The sequence below is a fragment of the Paenibacillus radicibacter genome (assembly GCF_024721995.1).
GTDB classification, from domain to species: domain Bacteria; phylum Bacillota; class Bacilli; order Paenibacillales; family NBRC-103111; genus Paenibacillus_AM; species Paenibacillus_AM radicibacter.
This window is the reverse complement of record NZ_JANQBC010000004.1, coordinates 1-17,239: the sequence shown is the minus strand read 5'-3', so window position 1 is coordinate 17,239 and position 17,239 is coordinate 1. Positions and strand designations below refer to the sequence as shown.

At 38.1% G+C, this 17,239-nt stretch carries 14 protein-coding genes, 1 rRNA gene and 1 riboswitch; of the genes, 14 read left to right on the top strand and 1 reads right to left on the bottom strand.

All coding sequences use genetic code 11. The annotated features are described in order from the left end of the window. Positions 1–7 precede the first annotated feature (7 nt). From guaA to NV379_RS10195, 5 genes are all read left to right on the top strand, one after another. Positions 8–1,546 carry a glutamine-hydrolyzing GMP synthase gene (gene guaA / locus NV379_RS10215; protein ID WP_258207213.1) on the top strand — a complete coding sequence of 513 codons (1,539 nt, stop codon included), beginning with the start codon at positions 8–10 and terminating at the stop codon, positions 1,544–1,546. A 382-nt stretch (positions 1,547–1,928) separates the two neighbouring features. Then, positions 1,929–3,476 carry a type I restriction-modification system subunit M gene (locus tag NV379_RS10210; RefSeq protein WP_258207212.1) on the top strand — a complete coding sequence of 516 codons (1,548 nt, stop codon included), beginning with the start codon at positions 1,929–1,931 and terminating at the stop codon, positions 3,474–3,476. Continuing rightward, positions 3,473–4,675: a restriction endonuclease subunit S gene (locus tag NV379_RS10205; RefSeq protein WP_258207211.1), complete on the top strand. Its 1,203-nt coding sequence runs from the start codon at positions 3,473–3,475 to the stop codon at positions 4,673–4,675. The genes NV379_RS10210 and NV379_RS10205 overlap by 4 nt, the downstream gene beginning before the upstream one ends. A gap of 1 nt (position 4,676) precedes the next feature. Further along, on the top strand, positions 4,677–5,870 hold the full coding sequence (locus NV379_RS10200) for an AAA family ATPase (RefSeq protein WP_258207210.1): 1,194 nt from the start codon (positions 4,677–4,679) through the stop codon (positions 5,868–5,870). Positions 5,871–5,883: 13 nt separating this feature from the next. Further along, the gene (locus tag NV379_RS10195) at positions 5,884–8,982 is read left to right on the top strand and encodes a type I restriction endonuclease subunit R (protein ID WP_258207209.1); all 3,099 of its coding nucleotides are present in this window, start codon (positions 5,884–5,886) and stop codon (positions 8,980–8,982) included. Positions 8,983–9,048: 66 nt separating this feature from the next. On the opposite strand, the gene NV379_RS10190 is transcribed toward NV379_RS10195, so the two are convergent. Next, complete coding sequence (locus tag NV379_RS10190) at positions 9,049–9,396, bottom strand: helix-turn-helix transcriptional regulator (protein ID WP_258207208.1); 348 nt, start codon at positions 9,394–9,396, stop codon at positions 9,049–9,051. A gap of 243 nt (positions 9,397–9,639) precedes the next feature. Here NV379_RS10190 and NV379_RS10185 point away from each other — a divergent pair, with 243 nt between their 5' ends. The 9 genes from NV379_RS10185 to NV379_RS10145 all read left to right on the top strand — a co-directional run. Beyond that, on the top strand, positions 9,640–10,074 hold the full coding sequence (locus tag NV379_RS10185) for a hypothetical protein (RefSeq protein WP_258207207.1): 435 nt from the start codon (positions 9,640–9,642) through the stop codon (positions 10,072–10,074). Continuing rightward, positions 10,074–11,144 carry a helicase HerA domain-containing protein gene (locus tag NV379_RS10180; protein ID WP_258207206.1) on the top strand — a complete coding sequence of 357 codons (1,071 nt, stop codon included), beginning with the start codon at positions 10,074–10,076 and terminating at the stop codon, positions 11,142–11,144. The genes NV379_RS10185 and NV379_RS10180 overlap by 1 nt, the downstream gene beginning before the upstream one ends. A 162-nt stretch (positions 11,145–11,306) precedes the next feature. Beyond that, complete coding sequence (locus NV379_RS10175; protein ID WP_258207205.1) at positions 11,307–11,741, top strand: hypothetical protein; 435 nt, start codon at positions 11,307–11,309, stop codon at positions 11,739–11,741. 137 nt (positions 11,742–11,878) lie between these two features. Beyond that, positions 11,879–12,493: a replication protein gene (locus tag NV379_RS10170; RefSeq protein ID WP_258207204.1), complete on the top strand. Its 615-nt coding sequence runs from the start codon at positions 11,879–11,881 to the stop codon at positions 12,491–12,493. Further along, positions 12,486–12,689: a DUF3173 family protein gene (locus NV379_RS10165; protein ID WP_016819295.1), complete on the top strand. Its 204-nt coding sequence runs from the start codon at positions 12,486–12,488 to the stop codon at positions 12,687–12,689. The genes NV379_RS10170 and NV379_RS10165 overlap by 8 nt, the downstream gene beginning before the upstream one ends. 2 nt (positions 12,690–12,691) lie before the next feature. Continuing rightward, positions 12,692–13,924, top strand: a complete 1,233-nt coding sequence (locus tag NV379_RS10160; protein ID WP_258207203.1) for a tyrosine-type recombinase/integrase — start codon at positions 12,692–12,694, stop codon at positions 13,922–13,924. A 245-nt stretch (positions 13,925–14,169) separates the two neighbouring features. Further along, a riboswitch (purine riboswitch) is annotated at positions 14,170–14,265 on the top strand. Continuing rightward, entirely contained in the window at positions 14,263–15,657 is a 1,395-nt protein-coding gene (locus tag NV379_RS10155; protein ID WP_258207202.1) for an NCS2 family permease, read from the top strand. It overlaps the preceding riboswitch by 3 nt. A gap of 142 nt (positions 15,658–15,799) precedes the next feature. Beyond that, a complete protein-coding gene (locus tag NV379_RS10150) occupies positions 15,800–16,489 on the top strand; it encodes a queuosine precursor transporter (protein ID WP_258207201.1) in 690 nt (229 codons plus the stop codon). A 476-nt stretch (positions 16,490–16,965) separates the two neighbouring features. Continuing rightward, a 16S ribosomal RNA gene (locus NV379_RS10145) occupies positions 16,966–17,239 on the top strand; the annotation flags it as partial.

The following is a 17,239-nucleotide window of genomic DNA, read 5'->3' as shown; positions in this document are numbered from 1 at the left end:
GCGGATTATGTCTAAACCGAATGAAATGATCGTCGTACTCGACTTTGGCGGTCAATATAACCAACTTATTGCAAGAAGAATACGTGATCTTGGTGTTTATAGTGAATTAATTCCTTTCAATACACCAGCGGAAAAGATCAAGGAAATGAACCCACGTGGTATCGTGTTCTCCGGTGGACCTTCTTCTGTATACGGTGAAGGCGCGCCGCAAGTAGATCCAGGTGTATATGAGCTTAATGTTCCGATCATGGGAATTTGCTATGGTATGCAGCTAATGGCTCACCAAATGAACGGTAAAGTAGAAAGAGCAAGCAAGCGTGAGTACGGTAAATCTGAAGTTGAATTCGTAGCGGGTTCTCGTCTAGTTGAAGGACTAGAGAATAACCAACTTGTATGGATGAGCCATGGCGACCACGTAGTTGAGCTTCCAGAAGGCTTCGTACTCGATGCAAGCACAGAGAGCGCACCAATCGCGGCAATGAGCAATCCAAATAAACAATTCTATGCGGTACAATTCCACCCAGAAGTTCGTCACTCTGTTCAAGGTAATGAGATGATTCGTAACTTCGTGTATAACGTATGTGGATGCACAGGCGACTGGAGCATGGTAACATTCGTTGAAGACGCGATTCGTGAAATTCGTGAGCAAGTTGGCGACCGTAAAGTGCTATGTGCACTAAGCGGCGGTGTGGACTCTTCCGTAGTTGCGATTCTGATTCACAAAGCAATCGGCGATCAGTTGACTTGTATGTTTATTGATCACGGTCTACTTCGTAAAGGTGAAGCAGAGAGCGTAATGGAAACATTCGTAGGCAAATTCGATATGCACGTTGTGAAGATCGATGCTCGCGATCGTTTCTTAGGTAAACTTGCAGGCGTTGATGATCCAGAACAGAAGCGTAAAATTATCGGTAACGAATTCATTTACTGCTTCCAAGAAGAGTCTGAGAAAATGGGTCAATTCGATTTCTTGGCACAAGGTACACTGTATACGGACATCGTAGAAAGTGGTACTGCAACAGCACAAACAATCAAATCTCACCACAACGTAGGTGGATTGCCTGAAGATATTAAGTTCGAATTGATCGAACCACTTAAGACATTGTTCAAAGACGAAGTTCGTAAAGTCGGCGAAGAATGCGGTCTTCCTGAAGCTATCGTTTGGCGTCAGCCATTCCCAGGTCCGGGTCTAGCGATTCGTGTTCTTGGCGAAGTGACAGAAGATAAATTACACATCGTTCGTGAATCCGATGCGATTCTACGTGATGAGATTGCTAAGGCTGGTCTTGACCGCGAAATTTGGCAGTACTTCACTGCACTTCCGAACATGAAGAGTGTTGGCGTAATGGGTGATGAGCGTACGTATTCCTACACAGTAGGTATTCGCGCAGTTACTTCCATCGACGGCATGACAGCGGATTGGGCACGTATCCCTTGGGATATCCTTGAGAAAATCTCCGTTCGTATCGTGAATGAAGTGGAGAACGTAAACCGTATCGTTTATGACGTAACTTCCAAACCACCAGCAACGATTGAGTGGGAATAGGCAAGCGACACTCTATACACTGAAAAACGTTGATTTTACGCCGTTTAGGTAAAACTCATATGACTTTCTGAGACCAAAATTCCTTTCAATTGTCTCCAAGATTGTCGCCAAAAACTCTCGCCGAATGATTGTCGGTGGGAGTTTTTCTTTAGGCTTTAGCCGGTTGAGTACGTGAAACGCGCGAAACATGAAGAGGATGCCTTGGGATTTCCTTTAGGATATTTCTGATCGAGCGGCTTCACCACGGCGGCATGGTGTATAATATGGAGGTACAATCATGTCATTAATTTAGTAAAGAAACTAATGGTGGAAGGTAAACTACAAACCTATCTAGAATTGCTTTTATAATCAATGTATAAGAAGGAAAGTTGGAGGTATACAAATGTCAAGTGCAACACAACGTGCCGAATTACAATCTCAAATCTGGAAAATAGCCAATGATGTCCGTGGCTCAGTAGATGGATGGGATTTTAAACAATATGTTTTAGGAACGCTTTTTTATCGTTTCATTAGTGAGAACTTTTCTGGCTATATTGAAGCTGGAGACGAAAGCATCAAATATACAGACCTTCCTGATAGTATTATAACGAAAGAAATCAAAGAGGATGCCATTAAAACAAAAGGTTATTTCATATATCCGAGTCAGCTGTTTGCTAATATTGCGAAAACCGCCAACACAAATGAAAGCTTAAATACGGATTTAGCTGCCATATTTTCAGCTATTGAAAGTTCAGCAAATGGTTATCCTTCTGAATTGGATATTAAAGGATTATTTGCTGACTTTGACACGACAAGCAATAGATTAGGGAATACAGTGAAAGATAAAAACAGTCGTTTAGCTGCTGTTATTAAAGGCGTTGAAGGGCTTAATTTTGGTGATTTTGAAGATAGTCACATTGACCTTTTTGGTGATGCTTATGAGTATTTAATTTCTAATTATGCTGCCAATGCAGGGAAATCTGGAGGAGAATTTTTTACACCGCAAAGTGTATCTAAACTTATTGCTCAATTAGCAATACACAATCAAACAACCATTAATAAAATTTATGACCCGGCAGCTGGCTCTGGTTCTCTTTTATTACAAGCCAAAAAACAGTTTGATGACCACATCATCGAAGATGGTTTCTACGGGCAGGAGATTAATCATACAACGTATAATCTTGCGCGTATGAATATGTTTTTACACAACATCAACTACGATAAGTTTAATATTGCTTTGGGAAATACGCTATTAGACCCTCACTTTGGTGATGAAAAGCCATTTGATGCTATTGTATCTAATCCACCTTATTCCGTGAATTGGATTGGTAGTGATGATCCAACGCTTATTAATGATGAAAGGTTTGCTCCAGCAGGCGTATTAGCTCCTAAATCGAAAGCTGACTTCGCCTTTGTGCTTCACTCGCTTAGTTATCTATCAAGTAAAGGTCGTGCAGCTATCGTATGCTTCCCTGGTATATTTTACAGAGCTGGGGCTGAGCAGAAAATTAGGAAATATTTAATTGATAATAATTTTGTTGAAACTGTTATTTCATTAGCACCTAACCTGTTTTTTGGGACATCAATAGCAGTTAATATTTTAGTTCTATCTAAACATAAAGAAAATAATGCCACTCAATTTATTGACGCAAGTGGTGTGGATTTCTATAAAAAAGAAACCAATAATAACATCCTCACAGATGTCCATATTGAGCGAATTATGAGTATGTTTGACAGCAAAGAAGATGTTGACCATCTTGCAAGATCCGTTGATTATGATGCAATCGTTCAGAATGAGTACAACCTATCTGTTAGCTCCTATGTGGAAGCAAGAGATACTAGGGAAGTCATAGATATAAATGAGCTGAATGCAGAGATAAAAACGACAGTGGCAAAGATAGACCAACTTCGTGCCGAAATTGATGACATTATTAAGGGGATTGAATCATGAGTAAGCTGAGTTATTTGGAAAAATTGCTTGATGGGGTTGAGGTTGAATGGAAAACGTTAGGAGAAGTTTGTAGTATTGGTGTAGGGCAGAGTCCAAATGACACTGGAACAGGTGAATACCCATTTGTTAATGCAGGCACAACTCCATCAGGTTATTTGTCTAATTTTAACACAGAGCCCGACACCATAACTACTCCTTCGCGTGGTCAAGGTGGTATTGGATTTGTTGGCTATCAAAATAACCATTTTTGGTGTGGGCCGCTTTGCTACAGAATACGCAGCATAGATAAAAATATTAAAACTCGATTCATTTATTATGTGATGTCGAATAGCATGGCTGATATAATTGGACTAGCAAATATGACAGGTGTTCCTGCATTAAATAGAAAAGAGTTAATTGGATTTAAAATTCCTATCCCATGTCCAGAAAATCCAGAAAAATCCCTTGAAATCCAAACCGAAATCGTCCGTATTTTGGACGCTTTCATAAAGCTTACAGCAGAGCTTACAGCAGAGCTTACAGCAGAGCTTACAGCTCGTAAAAGTCAATATACTTATTACCGTGATAAGTTGTTAACTTTTGAAGAGGGTGAAGTTGAGTGGAAAGCGCTTGGGGATATAGGTGTTTTTGTTAGAGGGAGCGGCTTGCAAAAAAGTGATTTTGCAGAGAGCGGTGTAGGCTGTATCCATTATGGTCAAATTTATACTTACTACGGGAATTTTGCATATCAGACAAAATCTTTCGTTTCACCAACATTGGCAACCAAGTTGAGAAAAGCTCAGAAAGGCGATTTGATTATCGCGACTACAAGTGAAAATATCGAAGATGTTTGTAAGCCTTTAGTTTGGTTGGGTGAAGATGAGGTCTGTGTCAGTGGAGAGACTTATATATTTAAGCATAACCAAAATCCAAAGTATATAGCGTATTATCTCCAAACACCTATGTTTTTTGATTACAAAAAGAAAAGTAGAACAGGAACAAAGGTTATTCGAGTACATGGAGAGAAATTGGAGAAATTCGAGATACCGCTACCTTCACTTGAAGATCAAAATCGCATTGTATCAATTTTAGACAAATTCGATGCCTTGACCTCTTCAATTACCGAGGGATTACCTCGTGAAATAGAGTTGCGTCAAACACAATATGAATATTACCGTAATATGTTGCTTTCATTTCCGAAAAGTGAGGTAGAAGCTTAATATGGGAATAAGTTTAAATGAAGTTGCACGGAATTTGGATAGCAACAACAAGAAAGTCCAATTAATTTATGCATTTAATGGAACAGGTAAAACAAGACTTTCAAGGGAGTTCAAATCGTTACTTACACAATCTGTCGAGGAGAATGTAGAGATTGAGGAGTTAAAGGCGAGCGGTAAGAAGATTCTCTACTACAATGCTTTTACAGAAGATCTATTTTATTGGGATAATGATTTAGAAGATGATGCTGAACCAAAACTTAAAATCCATCCCAATTCATTTACAAAATGGATTTTTGAAGAGCAAGGACAAGATAGAAACATTATATCTATTTTTCAAAATTATACCGACGAAAAATTAACACCACATTTTAATGAAGAATATACTTTTAAAGATATGAATGGAAATAACGTAACAGTCGAATCTTTTACAGAAATCACATTTTCATATCAGAGGGGGAATGAAGAGCGCTCAGATAACATTAAAATTTCAAAAGGAGAAGAAAGTAACTTTGTATGGAGTGTTTTTTATTCTCTACTTAAACAAGTTATTGAAATATTAAATGTAGCTGAACCAAGTGATAGAGAAACAAATCAGTTCGACCAGCTGAAGTATGTATTCATAGATGATCCTGTAAGTTCTTTAGATGATAACCACTTGATTGAATTAGCAGTAAATTTAGCAGAATTAATAAAATCTAATGAGTCAGACCTTAAGTTTATTATAACCACACATAATCCTCTATTTTATAATGTGTTGTGTAGTGAGTTTAATAATTCTGATAGACGAACAGGTTACAACGATAAGAAACATTTTAAAAAGCATAGATTAGAAAAGAATGAAGTGGGCACATTCCAACTAAAAGATCAGAACAATGATTCACCGTTTTCATATCATCTTTTTCTAATGAATGAAATCGAAAAAGCTATTGAATCGGGGCAAATATATAAATATCATTTTAACTTCCTTCGAAATGCATTGGAGAAAACCTCCACGTTCTTAGGCTATTCTCATTGGAAAGATTTATTAGTGCCAGTCAGAGGAAGCGGTGTAGGATATGAAAACAGGATTCTAAACTTATCCAGTCATTCAAAGCATTCGGGTGAAGAAATTGTTGAGCTCACAAATGATGACAAGAATATATTAAGACATCTGTTTAGTGAAATTAATGAATTATATAGGTTTAAAAAGATTTAAGGAGGGAAGTCGGATGTACGATTACAAACCCATCGCAGAAGCAAATAACTATATCGTGTTAGATAAGTATACGAAGATAGCAGAACAAGGGGTTGGCTATCAAACAGAAGCTAACTTAGAGCGAGAATTGATTCAAGATCTAATTAATCAAGGGTACGAACACCTACCAAGTATCATAACTCCTGAAGCTTTGCTTGCTAATGCTCGTGTGCAGTTGCAAAATCTGAATCATATGCAGTTTTCCGATGCGGAATGGATTAGATTTTGTGAGCAGTACTTAGATAAACCTAGCGATAACCACATTGATAAAACTCGTAAAATCCATGACGATTATATTTATGACTTTGTATTCGATGACGGACATATTCAAAATATATATCTAGTAGACAAAAACAATGTTGCTAACAATAAAGTGCAGGTCATTGCGCAATTTGAACAAAAAGGAACGCATACTAATCGTTATGATGTAACCATCTTGGTCAATGGCTTACCGTTAGTGCAAGTAGAGCTCAAAAAGCGCGGGATTGCGATTCGTGAAGCCTTTAATCAGGTTCATCGCTATAGCAAAGAGAGTTTTAATTCTGACAACTCTTTCTTTAAATATGTGCAGATATTCGTAATTTCTAATGGGACAGATAGCCGATATTTTGCGAATACGACGAAACGGGACAAAAATAGTTTTGATTTTACGATGAATTGGGCTAAAGCGGACAATATCTTAATTAAAGATTTGAAAGATTTTACAGCTACATTTTTTCAGAAAGATACTTTGTTGAATATACTACTGAAATATTCCGTGTTTGATGTGAGTGATAATCTGTTGATCATGCGTCCTTATCAAATTGCTGCTGCTGAGAGAATATTGTGGAAAATAAAGAGTACATACCAATCCCGCAAGTGGAGTGCCATTGAAAGCGGAGGATTTATATGGCATACAACAGGTTCGGGGAAAACACTTACTAGTTTTAAAGCAGCTAGATTGGCTACTGAACTGGATTTTATCGATAAAGTATTTTTTGTTGTAGATCGGAAAGACCTGGATTTCCAGACAATGAAGGAGTATCAGCGGTTTTCTCCTGACAGTGTTAATGGTTCAGAGAGTACCGCAGGCTTAAAGCGTAACATGGATAAAGATGATAACAAAATTATTGTGACGACGATTCAAAAACTGAACAACCTAATGAAAAGCGAAGCGGACTTACCTATCTATCATAAGCAAGTGGTATTTATATTTGATGAAGCCCACCGTTCACAATTTGGTGAAGCGCAAAAAAATATTAAAAAGAAGTTTAAGAAGTTCTATCAATTCGGATTTACGGGTACGCCTATTTTCCCACAAAATGCATTAGGTTCTGACACGACTGCTTCTGTCTTCGGCCGAGAGTTACATTCTTATGTCATTACGGATGCCATTAGAGATGAGAAAGTATTAAAGTTCAAAGTAGATTATAACGATGTACGTCCCAAGTTCAAATCTATTGAAAAAGAGCAGGACGAGAAGAAGCTCTCGGCGGCAGAAAATAAAGAAGCATTACTACATCCTGAGCGGATTAAAGAAATATCTCAGTATATTGTTCATAATTTCCGAATAAAGACCCATCGTTTAAATGCGACTGGACAAGGGTTTAATGCCATGTTTGCTGTGAGTAGTGTTGACGCAGCCAAACTCTACTATGAATCATTAAAAAACATACAACATGAGAGTAGCAAACCTCTTAAGATTGCGACAATCTTCTCCTTCGCTGCGAATGAAGAACAAAGCGCGATAGGTGAAATCCTTGATGAAACGTTTGAACCTACAGCAATGGATAGTAGTGCAAAAGAGTTTTTGAGTTTAGCCATCAAAGACTATAATGCTATGTTTAAGACCAACTACGGCGTAGAAAGTAAGGAATTTCAAAATTATTATCGCGACCTTGCGAAACGAGTTAAAGATAAAGAGATTGATTTATTGATAGTTGTAGGAATGTTCTTAACTGGGTTTGATGCACCTACATTAAATACGTTATTTGTTGATAAAAATCTTAAATATCATGGATTAATGCAAGCTTTCTCAAGAACAAATCGTATTTATGATTCCACCAAAACCTTTGGGAATATTGTTACTTTTAGAGATTTAGAACAAGCAACAGTAGACGCAATTACGCTATTCGGAGATAAAAATACTAAGAATGTGGTGCTAGAAAAAAGTTATAAAGAGTATATGGAAGGATTCACCGATGTGGTAACGGGTGACGCCCGTCGTGGATACGTTGACGTAGTCAAAGAATTAAAGAAACGTTTTCCTGATGTGGATTTGATTGAAACTGAAAAAGATAAGAAAGATTTTGTAAAGCTGTTTGGTGAATATTTGCGAGTTGAAAATATACTACAGAACTATGATGAGTTTTCAGGTTTAAAAGCTTTACAAACAATAGATATGACTAATCCCGAAGCAGTAGAAGATTTTAAGTCTACTCACTATGTAACGGATGAAGATATAGCTGTTATGCAACAGATTCAAGTGTTAGAAGAAAGAAATGTTCAAGATTATCGTTCTTCCTACAATGATATTCGTGATTGGATTCGCCGTGAGAAGACTGGCAAAGAAAAAGGTAATTCCTCTGTGGATTGGGATGATGTTGTTTTTGAAGTGGATCTTCTAAAATCCCAAGAGATCAATTTGGATTACATTCTTGAACTAATATTTGAGCATAATAAAAAAGTGAAAGATAAAGCATCCTTGGTGGAAGAAGTTCGTCGCTTAATTCGTTCTAGCATAGGAAACCGAGCTAAAGAAAGCTTGGTAGTTGATTTTATTAATCAAGCTGATCTAGATAGTATTCAAGACAAAACTAGTATTATTGAAGCCTTCTTCTCATTTGCTCAAACTGAGCAAAAACGTGAAGCAGAAGAATTGATTAATACTGAAAATCTTAATGAAGAGGCTGCAAAGAGATATATTTTAACTTCATTAAAAAGAGAATATGCCAGTGAAAATGGAACGGAGCTTAATGAAGTTCTTCCTAAAATGAGTCCTCTTAATCCTCAGTATTTAACAAAAAAACAAAGCGTTTTTCAGAAAATTTCAGCCTTTGTAGATAAGTTTAAGGGAGTAGGAGGAAAGATTTAATAAATCTATAATAACGGTTAAAAATTTGAATTCTAGAAATTGATATTATCACATCGTCTTTGGATTTTAATCCGAGGGCGTTTTTTTGTTGATTTTTAAGCGTATAGGAATTGAGGTGCTTTCCTGTATACATTTAAAGGCTTCTTCCAAATTTGCTCGAAACTTAGGACTTAACTGTTCATTGCCACGATAAAAAAGCCAATCAAGGCTAATTCCGTATGTATCTGCAATTTTCAAAGCTAGGTCAGATGAAAGGCTCATTTCTTCACGCTCAATGCGGCTAATGGTGTTGGATGAAACATCAATACTTTCTGCAAATTCGAGTTGTGTAAGATTCTTTATTTCTCTTAATTCTTTAACGCGCCCAAGTGTAATATCTTTTTTTCGCTTGTTCGATCCTTTTTTGTCGGTCATTTTTCCGCTCCTTTCGTAGTCCATGAAGTTATTTTACTATACAAAGTCGTATAGTGACAATCGCGGAAAATGATGCCCTCAATTAGCCGTTTAGGTTCTCGTTATCTGAATATGGTTTTTTTACAATATAGCTACGACATGGCTATGTTGAATTTAATTACAAGGTGATGAACACATAATAGAAAATGCTTTTACTAGGTGCTAGGGAGCTTGGCTTTAAGGTGAATGACGGTTCACAGGTAAATGGAATGCAGCCTGTATGTAGCCTATGCAGCGGAGAATAAAAAAGTCAAAGGAAGCATGAGTCCAGGGATAAATAAATCTATGCAATATGCATTAGTCATACTGCAAAAGGAGACCTTTATGAAAACAAAAAATTCGCGAAACGCATACAACGAGAATACAGCAAAGCAGTATATTTCAGACGAGAAACCAATCATCAGTGTTTCTCCCGAAGTAGAAACACAATATAACTGGATCGATGGTAAACGCACAGATGAAGTAACAGGGTACAAGCTTTATTTTGTACAGGAAGGAGTTAACCCCTTTATGGTTAAATTTGTTAATAAACCATCATTAGCACCGTTCCTTTCTGAAGTAAGGCTAGATAAACTTGAAGCAATCGAAATCCGCTCGAATGTGTATTTCCGTTCAGAAGGGGTACGGGTTGTTAAATAATGAAAAACTCAGAACTTGAAGGCTACTTGATCCAAGCTCTGAACATGGCATTACAGATAAATGGTGAGACTTCTTATACGAACTCATTTGATGTAAGGGTAGCGGACGAAGGTTTTTACTTCGTCCCTCGCCTTCCTGCAAGCTATGTCGTTGATAATGAGCTTTATCAAAAGATCTACCTCATCAGTAATGCTGTTTTATATCCAGATTACACGCTTTTAAAGCAAACGGGATCGTATTTTGTCCCACTGGATACAGAAGATATTCATGTAAAAAGGGCATTGTTCTTCCCTTGGAGGCAAGGCATTTCAAAAAGATTGATTATACGGGATATCGAAAAATATGTTGATGACTTGCCACTTAACCAAGTTCCTGTGATGGAGAATTACACTATCAATCTAAATAAAGTTACAAGTATTGCTATCGCAGGAAATTCAGGTTCAGGCAAGTCCTATGTGTTGACATATTTTTTATGTGTATTGAAAAAGAGTTCAAGGATCGTAATTATTGATCCGAAATTTGATATGCCTAGCAGATGGGGAAGGGAAAACCATGTCAAAGTCATAGCCCCAACTGATAACAGGAACAAGAATGATTTTGTCTCAAGTGTGAATGCAGAGCTTAGCCAGTGCTTGGAGCTAATTCATCAACGGCAGCAGGTGCTTTACGATAACCCTCAAGCCGACTTTGAACACTATACGTTGGTAATTGACGAGGTTCTAGCATTGAGTGATGGTGTGGCAAAGCCGATTAAGGAAGCATTCTTTAGTCTTCTGTCGCAGATTTCATTATTAGGTAGAGCTTCAAAGGTTCATTTGCTACTGGTATCACAGAGGTTTGATAACAATGCAATTCCTATTTCTTGTAGAGAGCAACTCAATGTGTTAATTCAGGTTGGGAATATTAATTCCAAGACAACGCAATTTCTATTTCCCGACCTCTCACTTGAGGGGATAGTCATACCGCAAGGAATTGGGACGGGACTGATACAGGTTATTGACTCGGAGCACCCATTTCAAATTATTCCATTACTAACACCAACATTTAATAATTTGAAAGGGATCATGTAGATGAAAAACCCAAGTAAATCATTCTTCATTCGGACGTTTCATATTAACGGATTTCTATTATTTATTTCATTGATACTCCTCTTAGTTCGAGTTCCGTTCAAAATGATAGAAAGTTTTTTACACAATGAGACAAGTTCATTCCTGACAGAATACTCAGAATTTATGTCTAAAGCAGTGGGGGCAATATTCAATGCATTGGATGGGGTGATTGTGCTATCTGTCGCAACATTGCTACTACTGGTAGTTCCTGAACTGGTAACAAGGATTGTTAATGATTCATTATCAAATTGGTTCTCTTCAATATGGGTCAGCCTCCGTTTGAGAAAATTCTTAATAAGACAGGCAGACCATGAAGGTGAAGGGATTTTCAAGATTCAACAGCATAACAAATCAATACGAAAATCTGTCATAGATATTAGGAATAAAAAAATCACCTATCTCGTTAAATTGCCAAATGATGTACTGGCACAAAAACTACTCCTTGAATCAAAAGAAATTCTTCGTGAAGAAATATCAAGTCGCTTTCCAGCCTACTCATTCTCGAATTTTGAGCGGTACAAACACTGGCTGAGGATTGAAGGAACAAAAATTAGATAAAGAATAGCGGAGCTTTTGCCTGCCTTGGGCAGAAGCAAAGGAGCTCCGCTATTCTTGAAAGATGGCAGAAAACGATATTCCACGGGGCTACTACGACCCCCGTGGAATCAATAATCAATAATCGAGGGAAATGAACTATGGAAAAGAAAAAAGAGCAGAGAAGCAATAAATGGGCGTTCATTTTCTATCAAGAGAGTGCCCCGAAGAACTATTTAGAAATTATAGAAGAAATGCACATACCTTTTGTGTTGAGCCCTTGGCACGATAAGGACGTGAATAAAGAGACTGGGGAAATTAAAAAGCCACACAAGCACGGTGCACTATACTTTGATTCTTTGAAAAGCTATTCGCAGGTTTCATGCCTGATTAGCGAAAAGCTTAACGCTCCAAAGCATGTTGAGGTTGTTATGTCTCCAAAAGGAATGTATGAGTATTTCACACACGCAGAAAATCCAGATAAGACACCCTACCAAACAGAAGATATTGAGTGGGGGTGTGGATTTGAACTTGGAAAATTCATTGTTGAGCATAATACGGGTGAATTTTTGAACAGCATTATTGATGTGATTGCAGAACAAGATTTTAAGGAATTTGAAGAACTTGTAATGTACGCAAGAAAAAATGATTATTTGTTACTTGAGTTGATCGTAGATAAAACGTATTTCTTCTCAAGGTTACTAGACTCAAGGCGATACAGTTCAGAAAGACCTATTAAGAAAATTTATAAAGAAATGGGGGATGGCGATGAGTAAAACAATGGTGAACTCAGAAGACTTAAAGCGTGCTGGCTTCTCACCTTACACGGCTTCCAATATCATTAGACAAGCAAAACACTATATGGTACAACAAGGGTATGAGTTTTACGAGGGGCGGCGTATTTCTGTTGTCCCCTTACAGGCAGTAAAATCCGTTATCGGTGATGTTGAGTTGTCCGAAACGGAGGATTAACTTTGCCAAAAACTAGCTACCAAGATATCTATCAAGATGAAAATGGGCAATACTATTATGAGGTAAGCTTAGGTACGGACAAAATCACAGGAAAACGTATCAAGCGTAAAGGTCGCAAGTCGCAATCTGGAAAGAAATTTGAGTCAGCAAAAGAAGCCTATGCGGAAGCTATCCGTGTAAAAAATGACTTTTTGCAAACTCAAGGATATTCTGATTATGGTATGACCTTTGAACAATTCATGAATAATGTCTACATTCCACATTATAAGACTGAGGTGACAGAAGATACATTTGAGTCACGGAATCCATCTTTGAAAATTCTGCTCGAACGTTTTGGAAAGAAAGCATTACGGAAGATTACTTTGCACGATATTCAATTTTTCAGAACGTGGCTTCTAGATAAAAATGCGGCAGGATATTCACAGTCATACTCTTCATTGGTCTTTGGAATGTTGAAAAAAATTCTTGAATTTGCCGTTACTCTCAATTATCTTGATAAGAATGTTGCTCAGCAAGTAAAACCAATTCCTAAAGTGAAGACGGATGTTCCTTACTGGACGAAAGACGAAATTGAGAAAGTAATCTCAAAGATTTACACCGAAGATTTTTATGAGCATATGTGTTTTGTGATGTTGTGGGTCTACTATATGACAGGTGTTCGTGTGAACGAAGGAACAGCTCTCTGGTGGAATGATGTTGATTTTGAGAAAAAACAGCTTCGTGTTCATCATATGCTAGTTACTAAGAGTCGCAAGAATTACATTCGGAAGAACCACACGAAAACAGTTGATGGAAAACGGGTACTTGCTTTAGATAATGATACGCTTGAAGTGTTACGTGTATGGAAAGAGCGACAAGCACAACATGGAAATATGGACTTCATTTTCTCCTATGATGGCTTACCCATGATTAAATCAACGATTGCCCGAATTATTGCTCGTTATGCGAAGCTTGCAGGTGCTCCAGTAATACAGGCAAAAGGTCTACGACATTCACATGTAAGCTTTCTCATCAATGAATTAAATGCTTCTGTCTTGGTTGTCTCAAAACGTCTCGGGCACAGTTCGCCAGAAATTACGCTAAAACACTATGCACATTTGTGGCGTGGGATTGATGATGCTGTCGCCGAATCAATGGCGGGCATTATCAAAATTGAAACTGCAACGAGTAAGCAATTTACATTTGTCGGTAATCAAACGGTGAAACGAATGTCGCCAAAACTGTCTCCAAGGTAGTGTAGACACCGTAGAAATGTGATAACAACAGGCTTTATAAGCCCTACCCTCACCATTGAGTGGGAATAGGATCGTATAACGATTTAATTAAATCGGAGTTCAAGTACTTAACAGGTACTCGAACTCCGTTTTTTTGTTTTTTACTTATTTTAGGTGACTTAGTATGCAATTCACAAAACCGAACGCTATTTAATAATTTAATATTAATGTTCGTGTTTTCTGTTGACAAAATTCGAGTTTGTCCCTTACAATGAGCACAAATACTATAATCTCGGGAATTGGCCTGAGAGTATCTACGAGATCACCGTAATGATCTGTATCTAGGGGGAAAACTACAAATGGACCGTTTTTTTAAGTTGAAGGAAAATGGTACGAATATTCGTACCGAGATTATGGCGGGTATTACGACATTCATGGCAATGGCGTATATTTTGGCTGTAAATCCGAACGTTCTTACTGCATTTAGATCTGGGGCAACAGGCGGCGATTGGAATCAAGTGTTCTTGGCGACAGCGATTGCTGCAGGCGTAATGACGATTATTATGGGTCTACTCGTTAACTTCCCGGTTGCACTTGCTCCAGGTATGGGACTCAATGCATATTTTGCAGCAGTCATTCTTAGCTCGCAAGGTAAGTTTACGTTCGAAATGGCTTTAACAGCTGTATTTATTTCCGGTATTATCTTCATTCTTCTTACAGTAACGAAAGTGCGTCAGTTAATGATTGTGGCAGTGCCGGATGCGCTCAAACATGCGATTACAGTTGGTATCGGATTGTTTATTGCACTACTTGGTATCAAAAACTCGGGTCTACTCTCCATTGCAGTTGAGACAAGTAATGATGTAGCAGCGCACACGCACACGAAACTTAAGTATTTCGAAACAATCTTTTCATTAGGTAGTTTGACAGATCCAGGTGTTCTAACCGTTATCTTTGGTCTTATTCTCATTTCTGTATTAATGGTATTGCATGTACGTGGTGCAATTTTATATGGTATTATCGGTTCTACTATTTTCGCAATGTGTGTAGGTCTTGTTAATTTTGACTCATTAAATGCTTCGGGTACACAGTGGGTTCCTGACTTTACACAAATTCGTTTTGCTGATTTCGATTTTGCTGGTGTCATGAACACAGGTATTGTTACGGTCATTCTTACTTTTACATTCGTTGAATTGTTCGATACATTCGGCACAATGGTAGGTACAGCAAATCGTGCAGGTATTATGAAGGATAAAGAAAAAGGTACGAAAAAAGTCGGTAAAGCAATGCTGGTTGATGCGATCGGCGTTAGTGGCGGGGCTTTGCTAGGAACATCTACTGTAACAGCATTCGTTGAAAGTTCAGCGGGTATTGCTCAAGGCGGTCGTACAGGTCTAACGGCTGTAACAACTGGCGTATGTTTCTTGCTCTCCTTGTTCTTGGCACCGGTTATCTTCTTGATTCCAGGTGAGGCAACGGCAGCAGCACTTATTATAGTAGGGGTTCTCATGATGCAATCAATCCGTGAAATTGACTTTACGGATATGGTACTCGCAATTCCAGCTTTCTTGACAATTGTATTAATGCCTTTCACGTCATCGATTGCTAACGGTATTTCTTTTGGAATCGTAACGTATGTCGTGCTTGCAACAGTAGGTCGCGCAAGTGGTAAAAGTGAGCACAAAGTACATTGGTTAATGTGGGTTCTGGCAATTCTTGTACTTGCACGTTATATTTTCATTGGCGCTGAATAACAAAACGTACTATAATGGACTGCGGCTTTCTATGCGCAGTCTTTTTTAATTGAAGTGGGCAATATAATAACGCCTGTTCCGGAATTAACGGACGCGGTTCGAGAACTCCCGCGTTATCAAAACTAGGAGGTTTTATTTATTCATGTTTAATTTTTATTGGGGCATTGGTTTTGTGTTAGTGAACTTTGTTTTGTTCTTGCTCTGTTATCGATTCTTTGGTAAGAATGGACTCTTTATGTGGATCGGAGTTGCTACGGTGCTCGCGAATATTCAAGTCGTTAAGACGATGGAGATGTTCGGTATTGCGATGACGCTCGGTAACACGATGTATGCGACGATTTATATGACGACCGACCTTCTTAATGAGAAGTATGGAGAGAAGGAAGCGAAGAAAGCTGTATGGTTCGGCTTCTTCTCACTTGTTATGGCGCTGATCATTATGCAGATGGTACTTGTCTTTAAACCTTTGCAAGATGGTGATATCGCTCAGACTTCATTAGAGACGATCTTTGGTTTAATGCCTCGTTTAGCGCTAGGTAGCCTAGTTTCCTATTATTTGAGTCAGTTCTTAGACGTTAAGATTTACTCTTTCCTAAAGAGAGTGTTCCCACATCGAAATCAATTGTGGATTCGTAATAACGGAAGTACAGGAATCAGTCAATTGCTAGATACTATCGTATTCTGTACCATTGCTTTTGCAGGATCCGAGTTGTATCCATTTGATATTTGGATTGAGATTGTAATTACAACTTATATATTGAAGTTTGTGGTATCGGCAGCATCGACGCCTTTCTTATATATTGCAAGGAACTTTAAAGTGCACTCGGAATAATTCAGTTGGACGCGCATAGAACCAGTTCAATTGATGAACATAGATACATGATTTGTTTGTTGTAAAATGCTTTGTGATAAGAACCGCTTGTGGAGTTAGATATTAACTCACAAGTGGTTTTTTTATTGTATAGTAACTGTATGATTTTACCTGTGCATAAAATGTTGCATTGTGTCGTTAATTTTGATAAGATACTCCTTGTCACTTCGGAACACGACAAAAAATGAGAATAACAAAAACGACTTTCGAAAAAAAAGTTGAAAAAAAGTTATTGACATTAAGTATTCCAACATGATATGATATAAAAGTTGTCGCCGGTAACACGGAAGACAATGAAATAAAGAATTGTCCTTTGAAAACTGAACAACGAGTGAATGAATAGATGAGATTCTAACGAATCTCAAACAGTCGAGATCGTCGCTTTCGAGCGATTGATTGAGACAAGCTAGTAAGTAAATTTTGAGCAATCAGCTCTTTTAATGGAGAGTTTGATCCTGGCTCAGGACGAACGCTGGCGGCGTGCCTAATACATGCAAGTCGAGCGGAGTTATTCCTTCGGGGATAGCTTAGCGGCGGACGGGTGAGTAACACGTAGGCAACCTGCCTGTAAGACTGGGATAACCCACGGAAACGTGTGCTAATACCGGATAAATAACATTCTCGCATGAGAGAGTTAGGAAAGATGGAGCAATCTATCACTTACAGATGGGCCTGCGGCGCATTAGCTAGTTGGTGAGGTAATGGCTCACC

Coding starts and splice junctions, on each gene's coding strand:
- NV379_RS10165 (WP_016819295.1), top strand. CDS start 12,486: ATGAGTAAAACAATGGTGAACTCAGAAGACTTAAAGCGTGCTGGCTTC.
- NV379_RS10150 (WP_258207201.1), top strand. CDS start 15,800: ATGTTTAATTTTTATTGGGGCATTGGTTTTGTGTTAGTGAACTTTGTT.
- guaA (WP_258207213.1), top strand. CDS start 8: ATGTCTAAACCGAATGAAATGATCGTCGTACTCGACTTTGGCGGTCAA.
- NV379_RS10155 (WP_258207202.1), top strand. CDS start 14,263: ATGGACCGTTTTTTTAAGTTGAAGGAAAATGGTACGAATATTCGTACC.
- NV379_RS10200 (WP_258207210.1), top strand. CDS start 4,677: ATGGGAATAAGTTTAAATGAAGTTGCACGGAATTTGGATAGCAACAAC.
- NV379_RS10180 (WP_258207206.1), top strand. CDS start 10,074: ATGAAAAACTCAGAACTTGAAGGCTACTTGATCCAAGCTCTGAACATG.
- NV379_RS10190 (WP_258207208.1), bottom strand. CDS start 9,396: ATGACCGACAAAAAAGGATCGAACAAGCGAAAAAAAGATATTACACTT.
- NV379_RS10175 (WP_258207205.1), top strand. CDS start 11,307: ATGTCTAAAGCAGTGGGGGCAATATTCAATGCATTGGATGGGGTGATT.
- NV379_RS10195 (WP_258207209.1), top strand. CDS start 5,884: ATGTACGATTACAAACCCATCGCAGAAGCAAATAACTATATCGTGTTA.
- NV379_RS10185 (WP_258207207.1), top strand. CDS start 9,640: ATGGAATGCAGCCTGTATGTAGCCTATGCAGCGGAGAATAAAAAAGTC.
- NV379_RS10205 (WP_258207211.1), top strand. CDS start 3,473: ATGAGTAAGCTGAGTTATTTGGAAAAATTGCTTGATGGGGTTGAGGTT.
- NV379_RS10170 (WP_258207204.1), top strand. CDS start 11,879: ATGGAAAAGAAAAAAGAGCAGAGAAGCAATAAATGGGCGTTCATTTTC.
- NV379_RS10210 (WP_258207212.1), top strand. CDS start 1,929: ATGTCAAGTGCAACACAACGTGCCGAATTACAATCTCAAATCTGGAAA.